The 20995-nt window shown below is 55.8% G+C and carries 26 protein-coding genes and 2 riboswitches; of the genes, 9 read left to right on the forward strand and 17 right to left on the reverse strand.

Going from position 1 to position 20995, the window contains the following annotated elements; translation table 11 throughout:
- Positions 1-14: 14 nt before the first annotated feature.
- Together JC200_RS01975 and JC200_RS01980 are read left to right on the forward strand one after the other, a co-directional pair.
- Complete coding sequence (locus JC200_RS01975) at positions 15-902, forward strand: alpha/beta fold hydrolase (protein ID WP_274434506.1); 888 nt, start codon at positions 15-17, stop codon at positions 900-902.
- A gap of 468 nt (positions 903-1370) precedes the next feature.
- A complete protein-coding gene (locus JC200_RS01980; protein WP_274434507.1) occupies positions 1371-2141 on the forward strand; it encodes a nucleoside phosphorylase in 771 nt (256 codons plus the stop codon).
- 97 nt (positions 2142-2238) lie between these two features.
- Here the strand turns inward: JC200_RS01980 and megL are convergent, their stop codons facing one another.
- Positions 2239-3426, reverse strand: a complete 1188-nt coding sequence (gene megL / locus JC200_RS01985; protein ID WP_274434508.1) for a methionine gamma-lyase — start codon at positions 3424-3426, stop codon at positions 2239-2241.
- Between the two features lie 173 nt (positions 3427-3599).
- On the opposite strand from megL, the gene ytxJ reads away from it, so the two are divergent.
- A complete protein-coding gene (gene ytxJ / locus JC200_RS01990) occupies positions 3600-3947 on the forward strand; it encodes a bacillithiol system redox-active protein YtxJ (protein WP_274434509.1) in 348 nt (115 codons plus the stop codon).
- Positions 3940-4794, forward strand: coding sequence for a VOC family protein (locus JC200_RS01995; RefSeq protein WP_274434510.1), 855 nt, complete (start codon positions 3940-3942; stop codon positions 4792-4794). Before ytxJ ends, JC200_RS01995 begins: the two co-directional genes overlap by 8 nt.
- An 87-nt stretch (positions 4795-4881) precedes the next feature.
- Here JC200_RS01995 and JC200_RS02000 read toward each other — a convergent pair whose 3' ends face one another.
- From JC200_RS02000 to JC200_RS02025, 6 genes are all read right to left on the reverse strand, one after another.
- The gene (locus JC200_RS02000) at positions 4882-5085 is read right to left on the reverse strand and encodes a hypothetical protein (protein WP_274434511.1); all 204 of its coding nucleotides are present in this window, start codon (positions 5083-5085) and stop codon (positions 4882-4884) included.
- 52 nt (positions 5086-5137) lie between these two features.
- Positions 5138-5341 carry a hypothetical protein gene (locus JC200_RS02005; RefSeq protein ID WP_274434512.1) on the reverse strand — a complete coding sequence of 68 codons (204 nt, stop codon included), beginning with the start codon at positions 5339-5341 and terminating at the stop codon, positions 5138-5140.
- Positions 5342-5421: 80 nt separating this feature from the next.
- Positions 5422-5808: a PIN domain-containing protein gene (locus tag JC200_RS02010; RefSeq protein ID WP_274434513.1), complete on the reverse strand. Its 387-nt coding sequence runs from the start codon at positions 5806-5808 to the stop codon at positions 5422-5424.
- Positions 5809-6112: 304 nt separating this feature from the next.
- Positions 6113-6781, reverse strand: coding sequence for an L-serine ammonia-lyase, iron-sulfur-dependent subunit beta (gene sdaAB / locus JC200_RS02015; RefSeq protein WP_274434514.1), 669 nt, complete (start codon positions 6779-6781; stop codon positions 6113-6115).
- Positions 6778-7740, reverse strand: a complete 963-nt coding sequence (gene sdaAA, locus JC200_RS02020; RefSeq protein ID WP_274434515.1) for an L-serine ammonia-lyase, iron-sulfur-dependent, subunit alpha — start codon at positions 7738-7740, stop codon at positions 6778-6780. Before sdaAA ends, sdaAB begins: the two co-directional genes overlap by 4 nt.
- A 210-nt stretch (positions 7741-7950) precedes the next feature.
- Positions 7951-8053: riboswitch (glycine riboswitch) on the reverse strand.
- A gap of 11 nt (positions 8054-8064) precedes the next feature.
- Positions 8065-8610, reverse strand: coding sequence for a sensor histidine kinase family protein (locus JC200_RS02025; RefSeq protein WP_274434516.1), 546 nt, complete (start codon positions 8608-8610; stop codon positions 8065-8067).
- Positions 8611-8666: 56 nt separating this feature from the next.
- Between JC200_RS02025 and JC200_RS02030 the strand changes: the two genes are divergently transcribed.
- Positions 8667-9299 (forward strand): hypothetical protein, encoded by a 633-nt coding sequence (locus JC200_RS02030; protein WP_274434517.1) that lies wholly within the window; start codon positions 8667-8669, stop codon positions 9297-9299.
- Positions 9300-9553: 254 nt separating this feature from the next.
- Here the strand turns inward: JC200_RS02030 and JC200_RS02035 are convergent, their stop codons facing one another.
- The 3 genes from JC200_RS02035 to JC200_RS02045 form a co-directional block, all read right to left on the reverse strand.
- On the reverse strand, positions 9554-10051 hold the full coding sequence (locus tag JC200_RS02035; RefSeq protein ID WP_274434518.1) for a DinB family protein: 498 nt from the start codon (positions 10049-10051) through the stop codon (positions 9554-9556).
- A gap of 111 nt (positions 10052-10162) precedes the next feature.
- Positions 10163-10336 carry a gamma-glutamylcyclotransferase gene (locus JC200_RS02040; RefSeq protein WP_274434519.1) on the reverse strand — a complete coding sequence of 58 codons (174 nt, stop codon included), beginning with the start codon at positions 10334-10336 and terminating at the stop codon, positions 10163-10165.
- A gap of 68 nt (positions 10337-10404) precedes the next feature.
- A complete protein-coding gene (locus JC200_RS02045; protein WP_274434520.1) occupies positions 10405-10851 on the reverse strand; it encodes a MarR family winged helix-turn-helix transcriptional regulator in 447 nt (148 codons plus the stop codon).
- 162 nt (positions 10852-11013) lie between these two features.
- Here JC200_RS02045 and wrbA point away from each other — a divergent pair, with 162 nt between their 5' ends.
- Both wrbA and JC200_RS02055 read left to right on the forward strand, forming a co-directional pair.
- Positions 11014-11628 (forward strand): NAD(P)H:quinone oxidoreductase, encoded by a 615-nt coding sequence (wrbA, locus tag JC200_RS02050; protein ID WP_274434521.1) that lies wholly within the window; start codon positions 11014-11016, stop codon positions 11626-11628.
- A gap of 39 nt (positions 11629-11667) precedes the next feature.
- The gene (locus JC200_RS02055) at positions 11668-12414 is read left to right on the forward strand and encodes a LysE family translocator (RefSeq protein WP_274434522.1); all 747 of its coding nucleotides are present in this window, start codon (positions 11668-11670) and stop codon (positions 12412-12414) included.
- A gap of 114 nt (positions 12415-12528) precedes the next feature.
- Here the strand turns inward: JC200_RS02055 and JC200_RS02060 are convergent, their stop codons facing one another.
- Entirely contained in the window at positions 12529-13506 is a 978-nt protein-coding gene (locus JC200_RS02060) for an aldo/keto reductase (RefSeq protein ID WP_274434523.1), read from the reverse strand.
- A gap of 319 nt (positions 13507-13825) precedes the next feature.
- On the opposite strand from JC200_RS02060, the gene JC200_RS02065 reads away from it, so the two are divergent.
- Complete coding sequence (locus JC200_RS02065; RefSeq protein ID WP_274434524.1) at positions 13826-14419, forward strand: hypothetical protein; 594 nt, start codon at positions 13826-13828, stop codon at positions 14417-14419.
- Positions 14420-14480: 61 nt separating this feature from the next.
- Here JC200_RS02065 and JC200_RS02070 read toward each other — a convergent pair whose 3' ends face one another.
- The 3 genes from JC200_RS02070 to JC200_RS02080 form a co-directional block, all read right to left on the reverse strand.
- Positions 14481-16220, reverse strand: coding sequence for a putative bifunctional diguanylate cyclase/phosphodiesterase (locus JC200_RS02070; RefSeq protein ID WP_274434525.1), 1740 nt, complete (start codon positions 16218-16220; stop codon positions 14481-14483).
- A 92-nt stretch (positions 16221-16312) separates the two neighbouring features.
- Positions 16313-16399: riboswitch (cyclic di-GMP riboswitch) on the reverse strand.
- Positions 16400-16699: 300 nt separating this feature from the next.
- The gene (locus JC200_RS02075; protein ID WP_274434526.1) at positions 16700-16981 is read right to left on the reverse strand and encodes a hypothetical protein; all 282 of its coding nucleotides are present in this window, start codon (positions 16979-16981) and stop codon (positions 16700-16702) included.
- A 95-nt stretch (positions 16982-17076) separates the two neighbouring features.
- Complete coding sequence (locus tag JC200_RS02080; protein WP_274434527.1) at positions 17077-17688, reverse strand: DedA family protein; 612 nt, start codon at positions 17686-17688, stop codon at positions 17077-17079.
- Between the two features lie 683 nt (positions 17689-18371).
- Here JC200_RS02080 and JC200_RS02085 point away from each other — a divergent pair.
- Positions 18372-18599 carry a hypothetical protein gene (locus tag JC200_RS02085; RefSeq protein WP_274434528.1) on the forward strand — a complete coding sequence of 76 codons (228 nt, stop codon included), beginning with the start codon at positions 18372-18374 and terminating at the stop codon, positions 18597-18599.
- Between the two features lie 158 nt (positions 18600-18757).
- On the opposite strand, the gene JC200_RS02090 is transcribed toward JC200_RS02085, so the two are convergent.
- The 3 genes from JC200_RS02090 to JC200_RS02100 are packed head-to-tail and all read right to left on the reverse strand — an operon-like array spanning position 18758 to position 20850.
- Positions 18758-19060 carry a metal-sulfur cluster assembly factor gene (locus JC200_RS02090; RefSeq protein ID WP_274434529.1) on the reverse strand — a complete coding sequence of 101 codons (303 nt, stop codon included), beginning with the start codon at positions 19058-19060 and terminating at the stop codon, positions 18758-18760.
- Positions 19053-20366: a hypothetical protein gene (locus JC200_RS02095; RefSeq protein WP_274434530.1), complete on the reverse strand. Its 1314-nt coding sequence runs from the start codon at positions 20364-20366 to the stop codon at positions 19053-19055. Before JC200_RS02095 ends, JC200_RS02090 begins: the two co-directional genes overlap by 8 nt.
- A 13-nt stretch (positions 20367-20379) precedes the next feature.
- Positions 20380-20850 carry a DUF2249 domain-containing protein gene (locus JC200_RS02100; protein ID WP_274434531.1) on the reverse strand — a complete coding sequence of 157 codons (471 nt, stop codon included), beginning with the start codon at positions 20848-20850 and terminating at the stop codon, positions 20380-20382.
- Between the last annotated feature and the right edge of the window lie 145 nt (positions 20851-20995).

Genomic DNA, 20995 nt, shown 5'->3' on the forward strand with positions numbered 1-20995 from the left:
GGAGGCAATTTACGATGACCGATGAGCGGCATTACACTGTTACCCTAGCAAATGGGCGGACACTCGAAGTCGTAGAGGCGGGAGACCCGAACGGGCCGGCCGTGATCGCGCACAATGGCACACCGATGGGAGCCTACCTGTTTCGCGACAATGCCGAGGATGCTGCGCGGCGAGGACTCCGCCTCATCTCATACGGGCGACCTGGCTACGGAAATTCCACGCGTGATGGCGGGCGCACCGTGGCAGCGGCTGCATGGGACACGGCCGCGTTGGCCGACAAGCTCGGCATCGACAAGTTTGCCACCTGGGGAATTTCGGGCGGCGGGCCGCACGTTTTGGCCTGTGCAGCGCTCCTGCCAGACAGAGTCGTGGCTGCAGCGTCAATCTCCGGGATTGTGCCATACACAGCTGAGGGCATCGACTTCCTCCAAAGTATGGGCGAGAAGAATGTCGTGGAGTTTACAGCCGCGCTTGACGGCGAGGAGAAAATCACGGCATTCGTGCGTAAGGAGCAAGAAGCGTTGCAAGGCGCTGGTGCGACTGATCTCGCAAAGGGTGTCGAGTCCATTCTCAGCGATGTCGACCGCGCCTTGGTCGAGCAGACGGAAATTGGCGTCGAGATGGCCCAGTGCATGCTAGACGCCATCCATCACGGCATGTACGGCTGGATTGACGACGACCTGGCGTTCACGCGACCGTGGGGCTTTGACCCCGCCGCCATCCGCGTCCCACTTCAAATCTGGCACGGACAGCAGGACCTGATGGCGCCGTTCGCGCACGGCCAGTGGCTGGCGCACCACATCCCGCAGGCAGAAGCGCATTTGAACCCGGAGGACGGTCACATGACCATGTACGCGAACCGTATACCCGAGGTCCACGCCTGGCTCGCCAAGCACTTGTAACCGCTGATCTCAAGCCTGGCGCGCTCCTCCGATGCAAAAGGGAGCGCGCTAGCTCTCGGACAGAGAACGGATCTGATGTGCCGATAAACAGCGAGTTCACAGCGTTCACACGCCCGCGCATCGCAAACCAGCAGTGCCCCAACGGCTGGAAGCCGAGACTGAAGGCGCTGTGTGTAACAGCGTACATCTGCCAGCCAATGGCCACGAACAGCATCTAAAAGGACATCGACGACAAGATGCGCGACGTAAAGTACTTGAGAAAGTATGGCTGGCCGAATACAGAGTCAATATCCACGCTGTTCACGAACGCACATCACACCCATCGTTCGCGCTGTATGTACTCCTCGACTCCAATCACATTCATTCCCTCCGTCACTTGTCAAGGTCGTGATATTCTGGCCGATCTATCCTTATTCCTGCTATGATGCAGAGAACCACTGCGCTGTCGCGCGAAACGGAGGAGCCTGCATGACTGTCCCTTCTGCCACAGAGGCTATGCGGTTCACACCGCAGATGTACATGGACTATCACGTCCGCCTGACCGGTGTACCGATTGAGGAGATGGGGGTCGCACCAACCGTCATTATCACATGGTTTCGCAGCGTCTTTTCACTGATCACGTCAGCCATAGACGGAAAACCGCTGACCTCTGCGCCGTTTCCAAATGCCCGGTCGGGAGTCTTTGGTGAGACCCGCACACCAGTCACGGTCATCCAGTGTCCGATAGGCGCACCAGGCACAATTGCCGTCATGGAAGAACTGATTGCGTGCGGAGCGAGAAGATTCATCGGTGTCGGCGCTGCGGGCAGTCTACAGCCCGACAATCGTGTCGGCACCATCCTCATCCCCGACGTCTGTGTGCGCGACGAAGGCACGTCACGACACTACGTTCCGTCGGATGCGACCGTAGCTGCACACCCATCGCTGCGAAATCGCGTCGCACAGAGCGCTGTTGGACTGGGACTCTCCGCAGTTGTAGGGCCGCACTGGACGACTGACGCGATCTACCGCGAGTCGGTGGCAGATATCACTCAGCACCGCGAGGCGGGTGTGCTCGGTGTCGATATGGAGACGTCCGCGATGTACGCTGTCGGTGAGTTTCGCGACGTAGAAGTAGCAAACGTACTTGCGGTGAGCGACGAACTGTGGCACGAGTGGAACCCTGCGTTTGGCACTGAAATTCTAAACGCAGCGTTGCAACGAGCTAGTGAAATTGCGCTCAAAGCTGCAGAAGACTAACACCACTCTAAACAAAAGCGGGCCTGCTCACGCCGTCGCGTGCAGACCCGCTTGTGCCATTCTCTATCGCTCGCTAGCTAGTTTGTGTGCTCCGCTACTATTTCGCTGTGATAGCCAGTGCCTGTTCAATGTCGTTCCAGATGTCTTCCACATCTTCAATCCCTACCGCCAACCGCACCAGTCCGTCGGAGATACCCATCGACTCGCGCACCTCCCGCGGAACGGGCGAATGCGTCATGCTGGCTGGGTGCTGCACTAACGTGTGCACCTCCCCGAGCGACACCGCTCGCTTGCAGAGCTGAAGTCGGTTCATAAACTGCACGCCAGCCTCGTATCCACCTTTTAAAATGAAGCCGATTACACCTCCGGCCCCAGACATCTGCCGCAAATACAACTCCCGCTGCGGAAAGCTCTTCAACCCTGGATAATAGACATGCTCGACAGCGGCGTCCTGGGACAACCGTTCGGCTATTGCAAGCCCCGTCTCGTTATGTCGCTGCATCCGAAGTTCGAGCGTTTTCATGCCTCGTAACACCAGCCATGCGTTAAACGGGGCCGCAACCCCGCCGATGTCCTTCTGCGTCGTGAGTCGTATGGTCGACATCAGTTCACGTGGGCCAACCGCGACACCCAAGATGACATCGCCGTGTCCGCCCAGGTACTTCGTTGCGCTGTGCACGACGACGTCCGCCCCCCATTCAATCGGGCGCTGCAAAACAGGCGTGGCAAAGGTGTTGTCGACCACGACCGTGGCGCCAATTTCACGCGCCACCCGACTGCATGCAGCGAGATCCACCAATTCCATGGTAGGGTTAATCGGCGTCTCAATATAGATCACCTTTGTGTTCGGCTTGACGACAGCGCGAACGGCGTCTTCGGCACCTAAATCGGACATTGTGTACTCTACGCCAAAGCGCTCGTGCAGCATGTCAAGTAACCCATAGGTGCAGCCGTAGACGCCGCGCGAAACAAGGATGTGGTCACCTGTCTTGACAAGCGCGACAAGGACTGCCGAAATGGCTGCCATTCCGCTCGCAAACGCGACTCCAGCCTCCCCACCTTCGAGGTCCGCGACAGCTTCTTCGAGCAGATTGGTCGTCGGGTTCCCCAACCGGCTGTAGATGTAACCGTTTTCTTCCCCTGCAAAGCGTCGCCCGCCTTGTTCGGCAGATTCAAATACGAACGTGGAGGTCTGAAAGATCGGTGGAGTGATGGAACCAAGCACTTCCGATTCTCCCCTAGTGTCAGGCAAGTGGACAACTTTTGTTGCGAATTTTCCCCACATAATGAGACCCCTTTCCCGCGTCGGCACCGGTTGTAACACCATATGCCGGGACCTAACCGTGTGCACGCCGCTGAATCTAGGAGGCCGATCGAATGCGCTTGTCCACCCGCTGCGGCTGCCGCTGCTGGTATACTGAGGTGTGAAGCCAGCCAAAGCGGAAGGAGGACTTACAGATGCTTCAGTACAGAGAAGTAACAAGCCTCAATGAGTGGCAACAGGTGCTGCAAAAGTCAAACGAGCGACCCGCCCTAGTATTTAAGCATAGCACGACTTGTCCCATTAGCGCTCGCGCTTTTAGGGAATTTATAGAATATCTCGGTGGGACCCCAAACGCTCACACTGATTATGTCGTGGTGAAGGTCATCGAATCGCGACCAGTTTCCAATCAGGTTGCGAGCGACCTGCATGTCCGCCACCAGTCCCCCCAGGTTATCCTGGTACAGAACCAAGCGGCCGTTTGGGACACTTCGCATGGAAGTATCACAGAAGCCAGTCTCAAACAGGTTCTGGCCCGTGGCTGAAGGGTCTGTGACACGTATAGATGTGACATTCGACCACATCGTGCACGTCGTACATGACCCCAAATTGGTTCGCGAGGTCTTTGAACAAGAGTTCAGTCTGCACACTGTGCCAGGCGGCGAACATAGCGCCTGGGGCACGTACAACGCGCTGTGCTATCTTGGCCTGTCTTACATTGAGTGGCTCGGCGTCAGAGACGCAGCTAAAGCAGCGACTTCGGCCTTCGGGCGTCTCGCGCAACTGCGCCTGAGTTTTGGCGAGGGTGGCAGTTTGTTCGCAATTCGCACAAACGAGATGGACCGACTGGCGCGTTCCTGGCAAAAACGTGGGCTTGCTTTCATCGGTCCAGTCGACGCCAGTCGCAATCGCCCGGACGGAACTACCGTGCGTTGGAGAATGCTGTTCCCACGCAGCTTCGATGGCAGTGAAATCGCAAGAGCTGAGGCCGTGCTGCCGTTCGTGATCGAATGGGAACACGACGACTCGACACGCGCATTCAATTTACGACAGACGGGAGCAATGCCTGCCCAGCAGCCTTATCAACTGGCAGGCGTACACATTGTCACTCGCGAAATGGAGGCGTGGGTGAATGGGTGGAACGAGTACTTTTCCACAGATGATGTATCCCCTGAACATCGCCTTTTGAAAGGGGCGAATTCATTTTCCACACAGATGGGCGGGATCACTCTATACGTGGAGCCGCTTCAAGGGTCCGCAGAATCAGGAAATGAACGAACGCGTTTTCCAGGAGTGGAGCGCATTGACCTTATTCGGGTGGACGGCACGGGTGACGCTCCGTCAACGGAGCCGAAAGTCATCGCTGGACTGTCGATAGGCATCGTGGAGTAGAGTCGTATTGTGTTGTGCATGAGAATGGGCTGTCTGCAGGCATGTGCCTTTGGGCAGCCCATTCTCATCCAGATAGTCTCGAAGGGGTTAATGACCAACCTTGACGGCGACGAGTTGATAGACATTGATATAGGTCAGCCCGCCACCCAAGCCGCCACCGGAAAACGCCGCTTGCTGTCCGTTGCTGAACTGGAAGTAGGTTGAGACAAAACCACTGCTGTCAAACCAGATGGACACCGGCGAACCAGGAGCCAGTCTGCAAAGAATGGCAAAGGTGTTGTAGTAGGGCATGTCTGATACTCTCCCTTCTGTCGAAATTGCTTTGTGAAGCCAAACGAAGTAGTTAGGCCCCGACCTTGACAGCGACGAGCTGATTGACGTTGATATACGTCAGTCCGCCGCCCAGAGAACCACCGGAGAACGCCGCCTGGTGATCGTTCGTGAACTGGAAGTAGGTGGTGATAAACCCACTGTGGTCAATCCAGATGGATACTGGCGAACCCGGAGCTAGTCGACAGAGAATCGCAAGATTGTTGTAGTACGGCATGTCTCGTTCCCTCCCTCCTTGCGAGTTTGCTATATCCTATTTGTCGATCTCGCAACTAGTGTAGGTTTGAGTCTATCAACCTACGAAAAGCAACTCTTGTACCATGCGAGTAGACCGTCCTTGACCTGACGCCGCAAGGCGGCCTTGTCGATAGCGTCTGGGTCAAAGGAGTAGAATTGCGCGAAATTCGGATCGCCAGTGATTGACACAGAACCATTCGTGTTCGTCGTAGCAACTTCAACTCTGCAGACGAATGCGAGCCCTAGCGCAATGAAGTAGGAAGCAGCCGGGGCTGACTGGATGGTCAGTGCCTCGTCCGCCTCGACGAACTCGGTCACAACGGACGCAATCAGTGATTTCACAGACATGGCCGCTTCACTCGCTCCCTTTGTTCCTTGGCTGAACTGGCGAGTTTTCGCTTCTCGGATTTGCTGCAGTTCCTTGGCGAGGTCGCTCTCCTTTGGCATATTCATCACCTCCGTTTGTTCTTGTAACCTATGTATCTAGTCTGAAAGTGATTGGACAAACATCAGCCGTCAGCTATGCCAAAGTCTCCCGATTTCAAACTTCCACATCTGTCCGTTACTAGAAACGTGCGGCTTCATAGACTAGCAATGTGCCTGCGGCGGACACCAAAATCGCCCAACACCGCCACCACCGTACAGCCCTCCTTTCGAGCGGAACACAAAACCCCGCAGGCACAACAAAAGGCAGGATGAGACCGCCACTCATCCTGCCTGATTTGCGCTTGTCGATTCCTACAAGTAGCAACTACAAGGTGTGCACAGTCCGGACTTCTCGCAACCCTGGAATGTTCGCCTTTAACTGTGACGGGAGCGCACTGTCTACATCGTCATCAACCTCTACTGCCGTAATTGCCTCACCGCCGCGAGATTGCCGCTCGAGGTTCAAGCGCACGATGTTGTACCCGTTGCTGTGCAAAGTCTGCGAGACGGCCGCCAGAAACCCTTTGTTGTCACGGTGGTAAAGCACGAGTGTCGGCCGTTCTCCGGACAAGCGCACCGGTAGTCCTTCGAGTTCTTGGACTTCTATCTTCCCACCGCCAAAAGAACTGGCGATGAGCGACGTCGCACTAGTCGCGCCGCGCAGTGAGACCGACACGGTATTCGGGTGGTAGAAGCCAAGTGACCCCGTACGAAACTGATAGCTGAGCCCTACATCGCTCGCAAGTTGGGGGGCGTCAGGCACACGCTCATCTGCGGTAGTGAGGCCGAGAATTCCAGCGAGCAGTGCCACGTCCGTTCCGTGGCCGCGATACGTCTCGGCAAAAGATCCCGTCAACATGAAATCAGCGTGCACTGGGACTTCGCCGAGTATCTGTCTCGCTACGTTGCCGATCCGAACGGCGCCTGCAGTGTGAGAGCTTGATGGGCCGACCATGGCTGGACCGATGATCTCGAACGCGCTGTGGTACTTCATGCGCCACTGCTCCCCACTGTGACCCCCGGAACACTTGGCTCTGTCCGGCAAGGCGTTGTCCCAGCAACAACCGGTGCGTTTGGGTTGGACGCGAAGATCAACTCCTTCAATGACTGACCCGTTGGAGTTCCCGCTAAACCGCCAATCCCCGTTTCACGCAATTCGTCCGGCAGCGCGTGACCGATGCTGTTCATCGCAGAAATCACTTCGTCTGGCGGAATGATGGACGGAACCCCGGCTAGAGCCATGTCAGCCGCAGCTAAAGCCGTTACCGCGTGTAAACCGTTGCGGACGATACAGGGAAGTTCGACGAGACCTGCAACGGGATCACAGACTAAACCAAGCGAGTTTTTGAGCGCCAAGCCCACGGCGTTCCCGACCTGAATCGGCGTTCCCCCAGCTAGTTCAACCAAGGCCCCGGCTGCCATGGCTGTGGCAGATCCGACCTCAGCCTGACACCCGCCCGCTGCTCCGGAGATTGAGGCTGCATTCGCGATCACGAGCCCAAGCGCAGCTGCCGTAAACAGCGCACTCACGACGTCATTACGGCTGTATCGGCCTTCGTCGAGCACTGACATGAGGACACCTGGCAAAATGCCGGCTGACCCGGCCGTAGGAGTCGCTACGATGCGCCCCATGGCCGCGTTGACTTCCGAAACGGCCAGAGCGTACGCCATCGCGCGGTGTGGACGCGATCCGAGGAAACCGGTTTCCTCTTGTGCTCTTTGATGGACGCGAAAAGCGTCTCCGCCGGTCAACCCCGTGCGTGACCGAACAGGTTCGCTCGTTCCTTTTCGCACAGCCGCTTCCATCACATCAAATTGGCTGTGCATGTGTGCCAAAATCTCTGCACGCGGCAATCCGGACTGCTCGGACTCGACTTCAATCATCAAGTCGCAGATGCGTAATCCACGTGTCTCCGCCAATCCTACTAACTCACGAATGCTTGTAAATGACACGCCGGCACTCCCCTCTCAATGGTCTCCCAACTGCGTGCGCCTTCTGACACCGCTGTTCATGCACAAGAAAAAGACATGCAGGCGGCGTACCCCTCGCATGTCTCTGTCGGTTGACCTGAGAGTTCCTCTGCAAGCGAAACGTTGCCTGCAGTTACCCCGTCGGTAGCCCGGTACGGGCTTCCTAGACCGGTACGGGCTTTTCCAGAGTGGCATTCCCCGACGCTATTGAACCTGAGAGATTTTGCACGGTTTGAGGTGGCCGCGCATTGCCCCATCGGTGGTACCGCGTGGTACGCTCTCACGTACGGGATCATCTGCCTGTATTCAGTTCGCGGCGCTGCTAGTGAACGGGAAGCAAACAATACCACGCGGCCCGCGGTCCACTGCGTAGTTACTGCGGCCGGTCAAATCACCTGTCACCAGGGTTTCGATAATCCAACTGCCCAACGAGTCTTCGCTGGTGACGCGGTCCCAACCCTGTCCATTGTCTTTTACCACAATCTGCAGTTCTTTGCCACTGCAAATTGCACCCACTCGGACCAAACCAGTCGTCAAACGTTCACATGCGTGATGGAGACAGTGTTCATGTAAAATCCACGCCACGGGCATGGCTTTAGCGGGAGGCAGGGAAATCGCCGCTGCTTCTACAATACACCGCACAGACTTGTCCGGGTGACCCGCAGTCTGAAATAACATCGACGCGATCGACTGCATCGATTGCCGCAGTTCCACAAATGCGCGCTCGACGTGTGACAGCGTCTCGGCCACACCAGCGTCTCGGCCACACCAGCGTCTCGGCCACACCAGCGTCTCGGCCACACCAGCGTCTCGGCCACACCAGCGTCTCGGCCACACCAGCGTCTCGGCCACACCAGCGTCTCGGCCACACCAGCGTCTCGGCCACACCAGCGTCTCGGCCACGCTATGTGATCGAAATTGACATTTCGCGGGGCTCCCGGCCACCCTATGTGATCGAAATCGACACTTCGCAGAGGTCTCTGCCACGCTATGTGATCGAAATCGACATTTCGCGGGGCTCCCGGCCGCGCTATGTGATCGAAATCGACACTTCGCTGGGCTCCCGGCCGTGCTATGTGATCGAAACCGACACTTCGCGGGGCTCGCGGCCGCGCTATGTGATCGAAACCGACACTTCGCGGGGCTCCCGGCCACCCTATGTGATCGAAATCGACACTTCGATGCCGTCTCAGCCACGCTATGTGATCGAAATCGACATTTCGCGGGGCTCCCGGCCAGCCTATGTGATCGAAATCGACACTTCGCGGGGCTCGCGACCACCCTATGTGATCGAAATCGACACTTCGCGGGGCTCGCGACCACCCTATGTGATCGAAATCGACACTTTCCGGGGCTCCCGACCACCCTATGTGATCGAAATCGACACTTCGCGGGGCTCCCGGCCACCCTATGTGATCGAAACCGACACGTCGCGGGGCTCCCGGCCGTGCTATGTGATCGAAATCGACACTTCGCGGGGCTCTCGGCCGTCCTATGTGATCGAAATCGACACTTCGCAGGCTCCCGGCCGTCCTATGTGATCGAAATCGACACTTCGCGGGGCTCCCGGCCGTGCTATGTGATCGAAATCGACACTTGGCCAATCCCCCCAAGCATTGCCGCATTGCCGCATTGCCGCATTGCCGCACCGCTGTACCAACCAGCGAAATGGCACCAATCCGCCGCGGTAATTGGCGGCCATCATTGCGGGGCGCCACTGAGTGGCGAGAAGTTCGCGCATTCCTCAATCCACCGACACATTCTCGCCGCTATGATGGCAGGACGTCTGCATGTTTCATCCCCAATCTACCGGCGTCCACGATCGTTGAAGTTTTCGCATCAGCACAATCTGGCCAAGGTGATAGGTGTCGTGCATCATGATGTTGCCGAGGAGTCGACCTGTGATCGATTTGTTTTCACGGTATGGCGCGTCGAGTTTCTCGTCATTCATACTCGCGATGAGCTCTTGCAAGTCATGCAGAGCACCATGCAGCTTCCGGACCGTGATCGACCAGCCTTCATCGTCACTCGGGTCGCCCGGGTCGCCAAACGACGCGTCGTTATCCGCAGCCTGTAGCGGCTCGCCCTTACCCGTTACCTTCTGAACTATGTCCGCATTGCAGAAAACCAGATGGTTTACAATTTGCCAGATCGTATAGCCAGCACCATCCGTGGTCCAGCTTGCTTCCATGGCAGTCAACCCTGTTAAAGCCGCATCAAATGAGACAAACCACTCCGTGCTGTGCCAGTGCACATCCAACTGTTCTAGTAACAAGTTTGCCGCAGTTGCCACGTACCTTCCCCCTTGGCAGGTTAGTCAATACGTTGCGATCACGCTCGCATTACGCGACTCTATCTCCATGCGTCGTGATCAGCCTTCTGTCGCGCCAACTACCAGTCTCCATCAGCTACTTTCGGCAGGGTCAGTCACTTGCGCCGTCGTGTAGACGTAGACGAGGGCTTCGACCGTTCTGCCTCCAACTTCGACCCTGACGCTCACACCCTCACAGTCATGCTCGCTGTTAGGCCCATTATAACCTTCGAGCTCATCGAGTTGGTGGAGTGTATGCTCATTCACTTCGTAGACTTCCATTCACCCCGTCGCCACGTGCCATAGACAAATACTGCATGTCCTGCCGACAGACGTCAGACGCCCTTTCGTTTCTCAATGCCGAGCCCTAGCTTTTTCAACAGGTCAGCCAGTTGACGCTGCTCGGCCGACGTCAAGTGCGAGAAACTTTCAGTAATTCGGTCCGCATGGGCCGGGAAAACGACGTCAATTTTGTTGCGACCGAGGTCAGTCAATACCGCGTAGGTCACACGCCGGTCACTTGCATCAGGGACTCGCTCAATCAGCTTTGCCTTTTCGAGTTTATCGATCACGTACGTCACACTGCCACTGGTTCTGAGAATCCGTTCACCGATCTTCTGCAAGGGCTGCGGGCCTTTGTGGTACAGCAACTCAAGTACCGCAAATTCCGTCGGCGGCAACTGGAACGCTTTCAAGTCGTCTGCCGTGTATTCCATGACGCTGGCGTAACTCCTCGCTAGGACGCGATACAGATGCAAGGCTGTGAAGACGTCGTGATCCATCTAAATCACCCTCCAAAAATTGATTGACAAAGAAATCACTTGTCAATTATCTTTAAATCAAGATATTTGAACTCGAATGTTCTGAGTTTCATTAATTATTATACGGCAACCCGGTCGCACAACAAATTTTGCATTGACGACCAAGCCGAGGAGGAGTTAGTAGTGACGGTCAACACCAGCGTGATCTACTACAGTTCAACAGGCGCAAACTACACGTTAGCCCACACAGCTGCAGAAGCTGCTCAGGCAGTCGGCGCAAACGTCCGATTGCGCAAGGTCAGAGAACTTGCCCCAGAACAGGCCATTGCAAATAACCAGCGATGGTTTGCACACGTAAACGCTACGGTGGATGTCCCTGAAGCGACACTGGATGACCTCGACTGGGCGGATGCCATTGTCTTTAGCGTACCGACGCGCTTTGGCAGTGTACCATCACAGTTTCAGCAATTCATCGATACGGCCGGAGGGCTGTGGGCGCAAGGCAAACTCGCCAACAAGGTTGTCACAGCAATGTCGAGCGCGAGCAACGCACACGGTGGACAAGAGGCGACACTCCTCTCCCTGTACACGACGATGTATCATTGGGGAGCAATCGTTGTCACGCCTGGGTACACCGACCCAGTGGTGTTTACAGCGGGCGGGAACCCCTACGGAACCAGTGTCACAGTAACTGACGCCAGCCCCGATATCTCTGACGCAGGGCTGCAGGCTGCATCATACCAGGCGAAACGCTTGGTCCAGGTGGCGAGCTGGCTGAAAAGCGGTCAAAGCAACTAGTGACCTGCACCACCGAGAAATGAGTAGGAGGACAATGTGATGCTCCAAGCTCTGTTGAGCGGCATCCTGTTAGGACTTGCGGCTGGCGTTACACCGGGGCCCCTGCAAGCGCTGGTCATTTCGCGTAGTGCCCAATCGGGATGGCGTCAGGGAGTGCTGGTCGCGGTGGCCCCCCTCATCACAGACGCCGTCATCATCGCAGCTACCGTGTGGTTATTCAGCCATGTTCCAGGCGTCATCTTACGGTTGATGACACTAGTCGGTTCCCTGATGATCGCGTACATCGCCTACGACACTTGGCGGGCTCAGGCGCGAGCGGCGACTGCGGCGACTGCGGCGAAGCCCAACAGCGCTGCTCTGACTGTCGCCCGGAGCACTCCGTTCACTCCCGGTGCTGGTGACCAGGCCGGCGCGATTTACGCGGCCGGCAGTGCCGCAGCAGCGCAAGAGCCGGTGATTGAAGCTACGCCGCACCAACGGAGCCTTCTGCAGGCAGTTTTCCTGAACATTGTCAACCCGCACGCGTGGATGTTTTGGGTGATCGTCGGATCCCCGATTATCGTCCGGGACGCACACTTGTCTGTTTGGAACGCGGCAGCGTTTATTATTTTCTTCTACCTGCTTTTGGTTGGATCCAAAGTCGTTCTCGCGGTCGGGGTTGACAAGGGGCTTAAATCAGTCGGCAGGAATGGCAACGTCTGGGTTCTCCGAGGCACGGCTGTGGCACTCGCGGCGCTTTCCGTGCTGATGTTTGTGTCAGCCATTGTGCAGTTGCTCCAAAAATAACGATGAGCGAGACCAGTGTTGCACGCAGCGTGGCATAGAGGCCCACGCTGCGCACCTGGTCTCGCTCATGTTATCTCCTCAGCCACTCTCAAAAACAGAAGGATGTCCGCTCCATCACCACGCGTACGCCTCTGGAGCCGGTTTCCCAGGCCCTGGGAAGATCTCGTCGAGCTTTTGCAACACGTCAACGGTCAGCTTCACATCCACCACCCGGAGGCTCTCGGTCAACTGTTCGGCCGTACGAGGGCCGATGATCGGCGCCGTCACAGTGGGGTTAGTGAGTAACCAGGCCAGCGCCACGACGTCTTGCGGTTCCCCGATGTCTTGGCACAGAAGGGCGAACTGTTCGAGTTGACTGCGGTGCTTTTGGAACAGCTCCTCCGAGCGTGTGCTGCGAACACCCGTGCGTTCAAGGGCGTGGCGGCCTAGTAATCCGCCCATCAATGGACTCCACGGAATGACACCCAAGCCGTGGAACTCTGCCGATGGCAATACCTCATACTCCGGCTCCCGACGGAGCAGGTTGTAGATGTGTTGCTCCGAGACAAGGCCGAGAAAGTGACGTTCCTTCGCCGCCGCTTGGGCAACCGAGATGTGCCACCCAGCAAAGTTGCTCGACCCGACATAGCCAACCTTGCCTTGGTTCACAGCAACTTCGAATGCTCCCCATAGTTCGTCCCATGTCGCGTGACGTTCAATGTGATGCATCTGGTAGAGTTCGACGTGATCAGTCTGCAATCGGCGCAACGAGCCATCCAAATGACGGCGGATCTTGTAGGCAGACAAACCGGCTGGGGCGTTTGGTCCATCGTTCTCATCGTCCATGATGTTGTATACTTTCGTCGCTAGGACCACTTTTTCGCGGCGGTTGCCACCTTGCTTGAACCACCGCCCGACAATTTCTTCTGTTCGTCCACGGTGACCAAGTCCGCCGTATACGTTTGCGGTGTCAAAGAAGTTTATTCCAGCGTCAAGCGCGGCGTCCATGATGCGGAACGACTCTTGTTCGTCCGTAGTCGGGCCAAAGTTCATCGTACCCAGACACAAACGGCTCACGCGCAGGCCGGTGCGGCCAAGGTATGCATACTCCATGTCGGTCACCCTTTCCGGCCACTCTGACAAGGGCCACCGCCTAGTCTATCGTTTCGCCGCTCGATTTTCCAACCGTTTGCCCGCCTTCTCAAGCCAACAGAGACCGGTGGTAGGTGAACTCGACCCGCCACAACGGGACGTTATTCCTAGATAGATGCCGCTCCGCTTCACTATCTGCACCCCCGTAGCTGAAGCATGGAAGTTCATCGCCCTGTACATACTCCATGTGAACGTGACGTATGGTGCAAAGGGACTCGCGAGATACAAGCCAGTAATCCCAAACGTCCCGGGACACACTGAACGCGATAGGAGGAGGAACATGTCTTTTCCAGTATCCCCGTTTTGGCCTGTGGCGATTGGGTTCCTCGCCCTTTCCATTAACTATTTTGTGCAAGGCGGTACAACACTAGCGAGCGGACCAGGGTGGACAAAAGAAAAAGATCGGTATGACCGGACTGTGGGCCTCTGGGGGATCTTTCTCGGCGGGTTCGGGCAGCTGTTGACAGGTACTTATCTGATGGTGGGCCTTTCGTGGTTCCCGGTGTACCGCCATGCAGCACCGCTGTACATGGCAGCGGTAGCGTTCACCGTGTATGGAATTCACTGGATTGTCATTGGCTGGCGACGCTACACAGGCAGCGATCCGGGACCAGAAGCTTGGATGGCCATTCCATTGTTAGGTCTCAGTGTCCTCGGTGCTGTTTCATTTGCCGGCAATCGCGACATTCCGGTGATGATTTTGTTCGTCGGGCTCGTTCTGATCTACATCTCAGAAATCCCTTCCCGGTTCATGAACAGCAAGTTCTGGGAGAAATCAACCGGTTTATTCCAATTACTAACAGGCATTTGGCTGCTGTACCTGACCTATGGTGTCACGCTCAACTTCGCCAATGGGATGCAGTGGTGGGTGTAGACACATCGGATGCTGAGGCGACGTCGACCGTCCGTCGATGTCGCCTCAGCTTCTTGTAAGTTCACAGCACCTCAGATATCACGGGTCCTGTACGAAACATGGCTTCAATCTGGTCCGCCGGGAGAGGTTTTGCAAGAAGAAAACCTTGCACCATGTCACACCCTCGCCCCTGTAGAATTTCCAACTGTTTCTTTTCTTCAACCCCTTCGGCCACAACTTTCATGCCGAGACTATGGGCAAGTTGAATCGTCCCAGTGACAATCGACAGGGAACTAAAATCCTCCAGCATAGTCCGAACAAACACTTGGTCAATCTTCAAATGTGTCGGTTGAAACCGCCGCAGGTATGCTAGCGACGAGTACCCCGTGCCAAAATCGTCAATTGCAATCTTCACGCCAAGTTCGCGAATGTTCTGCAACTCCTGTACGATCGCGAGAGAGTTCTCCATCAGGCATCCTTCTGTTATTTCAATAGCCAACCACTCGGGATCCAGCCCTGTTTGGAGGAGCACCTGCTGAACTTCCTGAAATACATGTCCCGCTTGAAACTGCTTGGGGGAAATGTTCACAGATACGACCATAGCTGGATACCCAGCATCCTGCCAGGCTCGGTTTTGCGCACAGGCTGTCCACAAGACGAATCGGCCTAATGGCTCAATCAACCCAGTTGTCTCGGCAACGGGGATAAACTCCGTCGGCGAGATCCACTCTCCATTAGCCCGTTTCCACCGCAGTAAGGCCTCCACCGAACCAATCCGATTTCCTTGTTGAACCAAGAACTTCGGCTGGTAGTGGACTTCAAACTCTTGGTTGTCAAGCGCAGTCGGCAACAGGTCTTCTATGTCCAGACGCCGTTTGACGTAAGATGCGTCTGTCGGATGATAAAAATTGATACGTGTGCCAGGATGAGCGACTGAGTACATGGCGACCGCGGCGTGATTGATCAGTTGCTGAACGTCGGTAGCGGAATCTGGATACGCAGCCGCCCCCATTCGCGGTGAGACCAGCAACCTTCGTGAATGTATGGTCAGTGGCATGCGAAATGCGCCGAGAAGTCGTTCCCCTATCATGCGTGCATCTTCCACACTGTTTAGCCGATGGCTCAAGATCGCGAACTCCTCTTCACCAATCCGCACAACCTCGTCATCTGGATGAAGGACTTCCTTCAATCGCTGTGCCACTGAAGCGACCAGTTGTTCTCCAAACGCGTAGCCTTCCACATTCGCGAACAACTTTACTTTATCCAGGTTTAAAACGAAGGCATCGATTCGTTGGAATTGTCTGTGCCAGTTCGCGAACAACTCGTCCAGATAGCGACGGGTGTACGTCATCGTGATGGGGTCACGGTATATCGCTGTTTCGAGGTCAATCGCGTGCGCCAACAAGCCAGCTGCCGACCGCATCACTTTGAGTTGTTCAGTGCTCGGGATGGACATTCCATCGTCAATGAAGCAGACGGTCCCAACACGCTGTCGAGACTGATTCTCTATGGGTATCCCTGCGAAGCTCACAGCGCCTAACATCTTGGTAATTTCGAAGGCAGACGTTTGCGGGTGACGGGAAGCATCGTCGATGACAAGAATGTCATCGACCGCGCAGACTAACGAACAGTATGTGCGAGAGAGGGGCCAAAAACCTTCTGAAACCAGGCATTCACCTCGGTTGCGAACAGCTACAACGGCATTTGTTCGACCGTCGTTGACTGCGACAAACAAAGTGCCGTTCGGGATGAACGAACCGAGTATGTCCAACATTTGATTAGCCGCTTGTCTGAACGTGCCGTTCGCCAGTATACTGAGCATGCGACTTCTTCTCCCTTGGAACGTGCCCGTCAATACAATATGTAGGTAAAAAAAACACCCATCTCACGGTAAATCTGATGGGCGTTCCGCCTTCTTGCAACTGGCTGGCATGGCGTCTGAACGCCGAAGCCCCTGTAGTTTTGCGTCACTGTGTTTCCACAGCTATGCCCGATTACTATTTACTTATAATTCCCAAAAAAGCCGCCGAATCTAGTAAGGTAATTCTACCCCTGCGTGTTCATTCCTGCAATAGTGACAAAAATCGACTCATGTCGGTATTGAAAACCGTTGATTGGCCGACACCTCTGCTTGGGCAAGTCACCTTGGTACTCTGTCCACACCGCGGCCATCTGCGTGTACATACGATGTACGACCCAGGTGGAGAAGAACGTGCCCGTACACCTCCTTTCAGGCGACAGGCGCCAGGCGACGCCCACCGCTCTGGCGCCGCTCCACCTGTGTAGTGTACGTTCGTCACATCATTTGGTTTTTTTCCAGAGCAACAATCTGTCTTTTCGCCTCTGTGGGTCGATACCTTGTTGTACCAACCACTGCGCTGCCTTCCGTTTGTCCGACGGAGTGAGTTCGATTCCAAACGAAGTAGACAAGTCGTCAATCACCCGAGTCGCAGACTCCACTGTGGCAACGTCTTGCCGCGTGTACTTGCCAACTACCTGGTTTGCTCGTCGCCAGTGTACGGGATTCGCCATCTTCCGCCGAAAAGCCCGCAACGACGCACTCCCTGATTGTTCCTTTCCCACCACACCGCCTCCCATCAAATCAGACTACCGACAGCATATTCGTACGTACGCCAGACGGATGGACGTTCGTGCGTACGAATTTGCTGGACAGTTGTCTACTGCATAGGAGGACGATTGCGATATGAGCGCCGTAATCGCGCCCACCATATGAGAGTCAGAGTCGTCAGGATGACAGCTATGCTCCCGCTCAACAGCCCGTGTTTTGAAAACACTGGCCACGCGCGTTCCCAGACGCTCCCGAGTGACTCTCCGAACGTCAAAAAGGCCGTCACCCAGATGACCGTCCCAATGGTGTTATAGATGAGAAACACTCCAACTTGCAGGCGACTTACCCCAGCGAGATAAGGAACAAGCACCTGCACCCCAGGCAGCCACTTTCCGATAATCAAAACCGCCGGTCCGTATTTCTGAAAACGGTCGTCTGCACCATCTAACTTTTCCTTCGTAATCCTGATTCGTGCACCAAACTGCTCGAGGAACGGGCGGCCGACAAGGCGGCCGATGATGTATGCCAACATCGAGCCCGCCAGACTCCCCGCCAGAGCTACAGACAGGACCGGCAGTGCCCCGAAGGCACCACGGTGCACCTGCAACCCTGCTGCAATCAAGGCAGATTCGGCGAATGACGGGATGCCGACGATTTCGAGGAACAGAACTAGAAAGAGACTCACGTACCCGTAACTGTGCAACCAAGTCATCGCAGGCATAACCATTCACCTTTCGACACCCGCGAGGGCAAAGTGGGCAGACTTTATAACTGTATGTCCACAGTGCTGACCTCATGTCGAATGAACGAAGAACAACCGCTGGCGATAGGACTAACCTTGAACTGGCATGAAACACACACGGTAAGCGGGTAGTTAACTCCACCAATCTGGCGGAAACCGGTGTGAAAGACGTGTTCACCATGACGGTCGACAAGGGAGTGGCACAGCATACACCAAGCCTGATCCGGATGGATAACAATCACCCTCTCACAGTCGTTGTCTATGCAACACCGCCTACTACCGACTTAAAATGTCCACCCGTCCTATCATACAGGCATTCGTCTGAACCTATCATGGGGCTTTTGTCTCCTGATTGCTGGGACTTTTGTCCCTGCAGGCCAACACGTTTGAATGCGCGGACTGTTCCACGTTGACACAAGGCGACTCCGTGCGCGCCTACGAGTTAGGCGGTATACTGGAAGTGCACAGTACGGCGCGCGACTTCGCGCGGTGCGGCACTGTGAGGTGTTGTGCGCGAGTCGTCGAAGCCGGAGGTGACTGTTGTCATGTACGAAGAAAAAGAACTGATTGGTCGGAAGAAGGTCTGGTTCTTCATCATCCTGTTTGCCATCTGCATCTTTTTAGTGCTCGTTGGCATCTTTGTGTTTTAAGGGGGGAACCCGATGAAGGTTGTCAAGGTGTCCAAAAACCTGCTCAATCCCGTCCGTTTACCGGGGATGGGTCGCAGCATCGAAGTATTCGGTTTATCCGAATCCGAAGTGTTGGAAATCCGGTCCTCGTTCACCCGTCGTGAACTGGTTGTAGAGTTCGAAGAACAGCCTGGCCAACAGCTTCCCGTGGTGCAGTTGTGGGCGAACCCACACGGGTCCGACGTGACCCTATTCGTGTAGCGTTCGCCCCAAGGTCCAACTCCTACGCAGGCGACCGGCAGAGGCCCAGGCTAAATCTGTGCGTCTCCCAGCGACTGACGTCGCAAAAACCTGCGTAGTTGACCACGGGGAGTCCGGTGCGGCCGTCAAATTTGACACGGATTGGAGCGACGCGTTGATCAGCGAAAACCCAATTGCGCTTGGGCTTGTTCTGACATCAACTCGGGCGACCAAGGCGGGTCCCATACGACATCGACGTACACCATGCCCACACCGAACGCCTGCGCAGCTGCCCACTCTACGTTACTACTGATACTATCGTGCGCCGGACAGCCAGGGGTGGTCATCGTCATCTCGATGTGAAGTGTACCTTCTTCCGGCTCCTCCATTTTATAAATGAGACCTAAATCGACTACATTCACACCAATCTCCGGGTCGTACACGTTCCTCAGATGCTCCCGCACTTCATCGAGATTAATCATGTTCAAACAACTCCCTTCCCAGCTTCGCGACTTCCAGCACGCGCAAAATTTGCACACAGAACGCTGCAATCGCTACCGACAAGAGAATACAGCTGCCGATAACACCCGGATGCCATCCTCCTGCCGCCGCTGCCGTCAATGCAACGAGTCCAACCCCAAACGCGGTGAGCACCGGCCATGACAAGTTCACGTTGATGAGGTCAGAGATGAGCATGGGTTTTCCCTTCCCTGGCGCCTTGCTGTAGCGCTTGCTCCAGACGAGAAATGGCACAATCTTATATGCAAATGCCATCACCGTCAGTGTCACGACGCCGAGCAGGTAAAACATGACGATGCCTTGCCAGCCTGCCTCGCCCCCGGTCCAAAGCATTCGAACGGCGAGCAGGCACAAGCCCAGAACTCCAGCTACGCCAGCCGCCACCACGGCTCGAATGGGGGGTTCGACGCGTTTGCGCATGCGCTTCTGAATGATGTCGCGCATATCCGCGATGTGACTGACAAATGCGGTGACGCCGAAGGCCGCCCCTGCCCACCAAAACGCGTCCAAGTGTGTCCAAATACCAACGAGCACGACCCACAGTGCGACGTGCGCCAATGTGAGCGTCCATTTCTGCCGGCCTGTAGAAAATCCGTGCGACAGCGTAAACATCGGCAGCAGTTTGAGGCTAAACCCCATCACCAGAAAGGTGAAATAACCACCCATGGCAAGCAATATATGTGTCGCGATGAGAGGGTCCATCCACGTGTCGAGCCCTGGCGCTGCACCGGAGTCTGCAAGCACAAGCAGCAGGGCCACAGTGACAGCGAGAATGAGGTACCCATGAGCTGAAACCACGAACCCAAACATCGGACCACGGATTTTGGTGCGCAAGACAGAGACGATCAACACTGCGGCGTAAAGATAGACAGCTACCACCATGCACAGTCCGAAAACGAATAACCCGACGCCCCACCACGTCGCCATGGCAATAAAGAGACCGATGAATGCAACAAGGTAGAGCCAAAAATTCCAACGGGCTACTGGTACACTGCTGATTGGAACCAGAAATGCGACGGTCGTCAGTTGATACACCGCCCCCATCACAAACGACAAAAGTGCACCGAGCGTCAAAGCGTGAGTCAGTGCTACGACATTCGCCGCTCCAGGCACACCCTGCGCCAGCGAGCCAGACTGTAGCGCAAAGTCAACCGCAAAGACGCCAAACCCAAGCACACCGAGCAACATATAGCGCATCGGGACCGCGAACGGCGGCGACTGACTCGTCGTCACTCCTGCGCCTGGCGCGACACCCACTGGACTCTGCATGACTCCTCACCTCTCACTGTGCCCGCCGTATCTTCACTTGTACCGTTTCGTTGCCCTCGTCGTTCACTTCGTAAGTAAATCCTCGCTCGTCGAGCTCCGGCAACAGAAGCGCAGGAACTCGGACGTTCCAAATCTCGACTCCCAAGGCACCAGACGCGCATGCATCGTGGTCCTCCAGGAACTCGAGCGTGCGGGTCATCGGATTCGGCGGATCGAGGTCGCGGTTGTCCAGGTGAAAGAACGGGACGTCGGTATCTCCCTGATAAAATTGGACCACAAAGTGTTCGGCCTCCTCTTGTACAACAGCGTGCGTAAAACCCTGCTTGCCAAGAACTCGAATCAATGGGTCAGGCTGAAAAGTGGCGTGCAGTTCCAGCACGTCGTTCGGTTCTAGTTCTTTTACGGCAGACATAATACGTGCAAATGGCTCCTCCTTCGCACGAAGCATTTCCCGCACATCAAGGACTTCGATTTTTCTTGTCATTGCAATCCCTCCTCTTCAACAAGCCAACCAGTCCAACCCCCGTATTCTGCGCCCAACATCTGCATCAGTTAACTGGGTTAGACCCTCTGTTCATTCACAGGGTAGCGCACGCGCCGACGCAGTGCTGTGACGGATATCACGCCGA

Source organism: Alicyclobacillus sp. ALC3 (genome assembly GCF_028751195.1).
In the GTDB taxonomy this organism is placed as follows: domain Bacteria; phylum Bacillota; class Bacilli; order Alicyclobacillales; family Alicyclobacillaceae; genus Alicyclobacillus_L.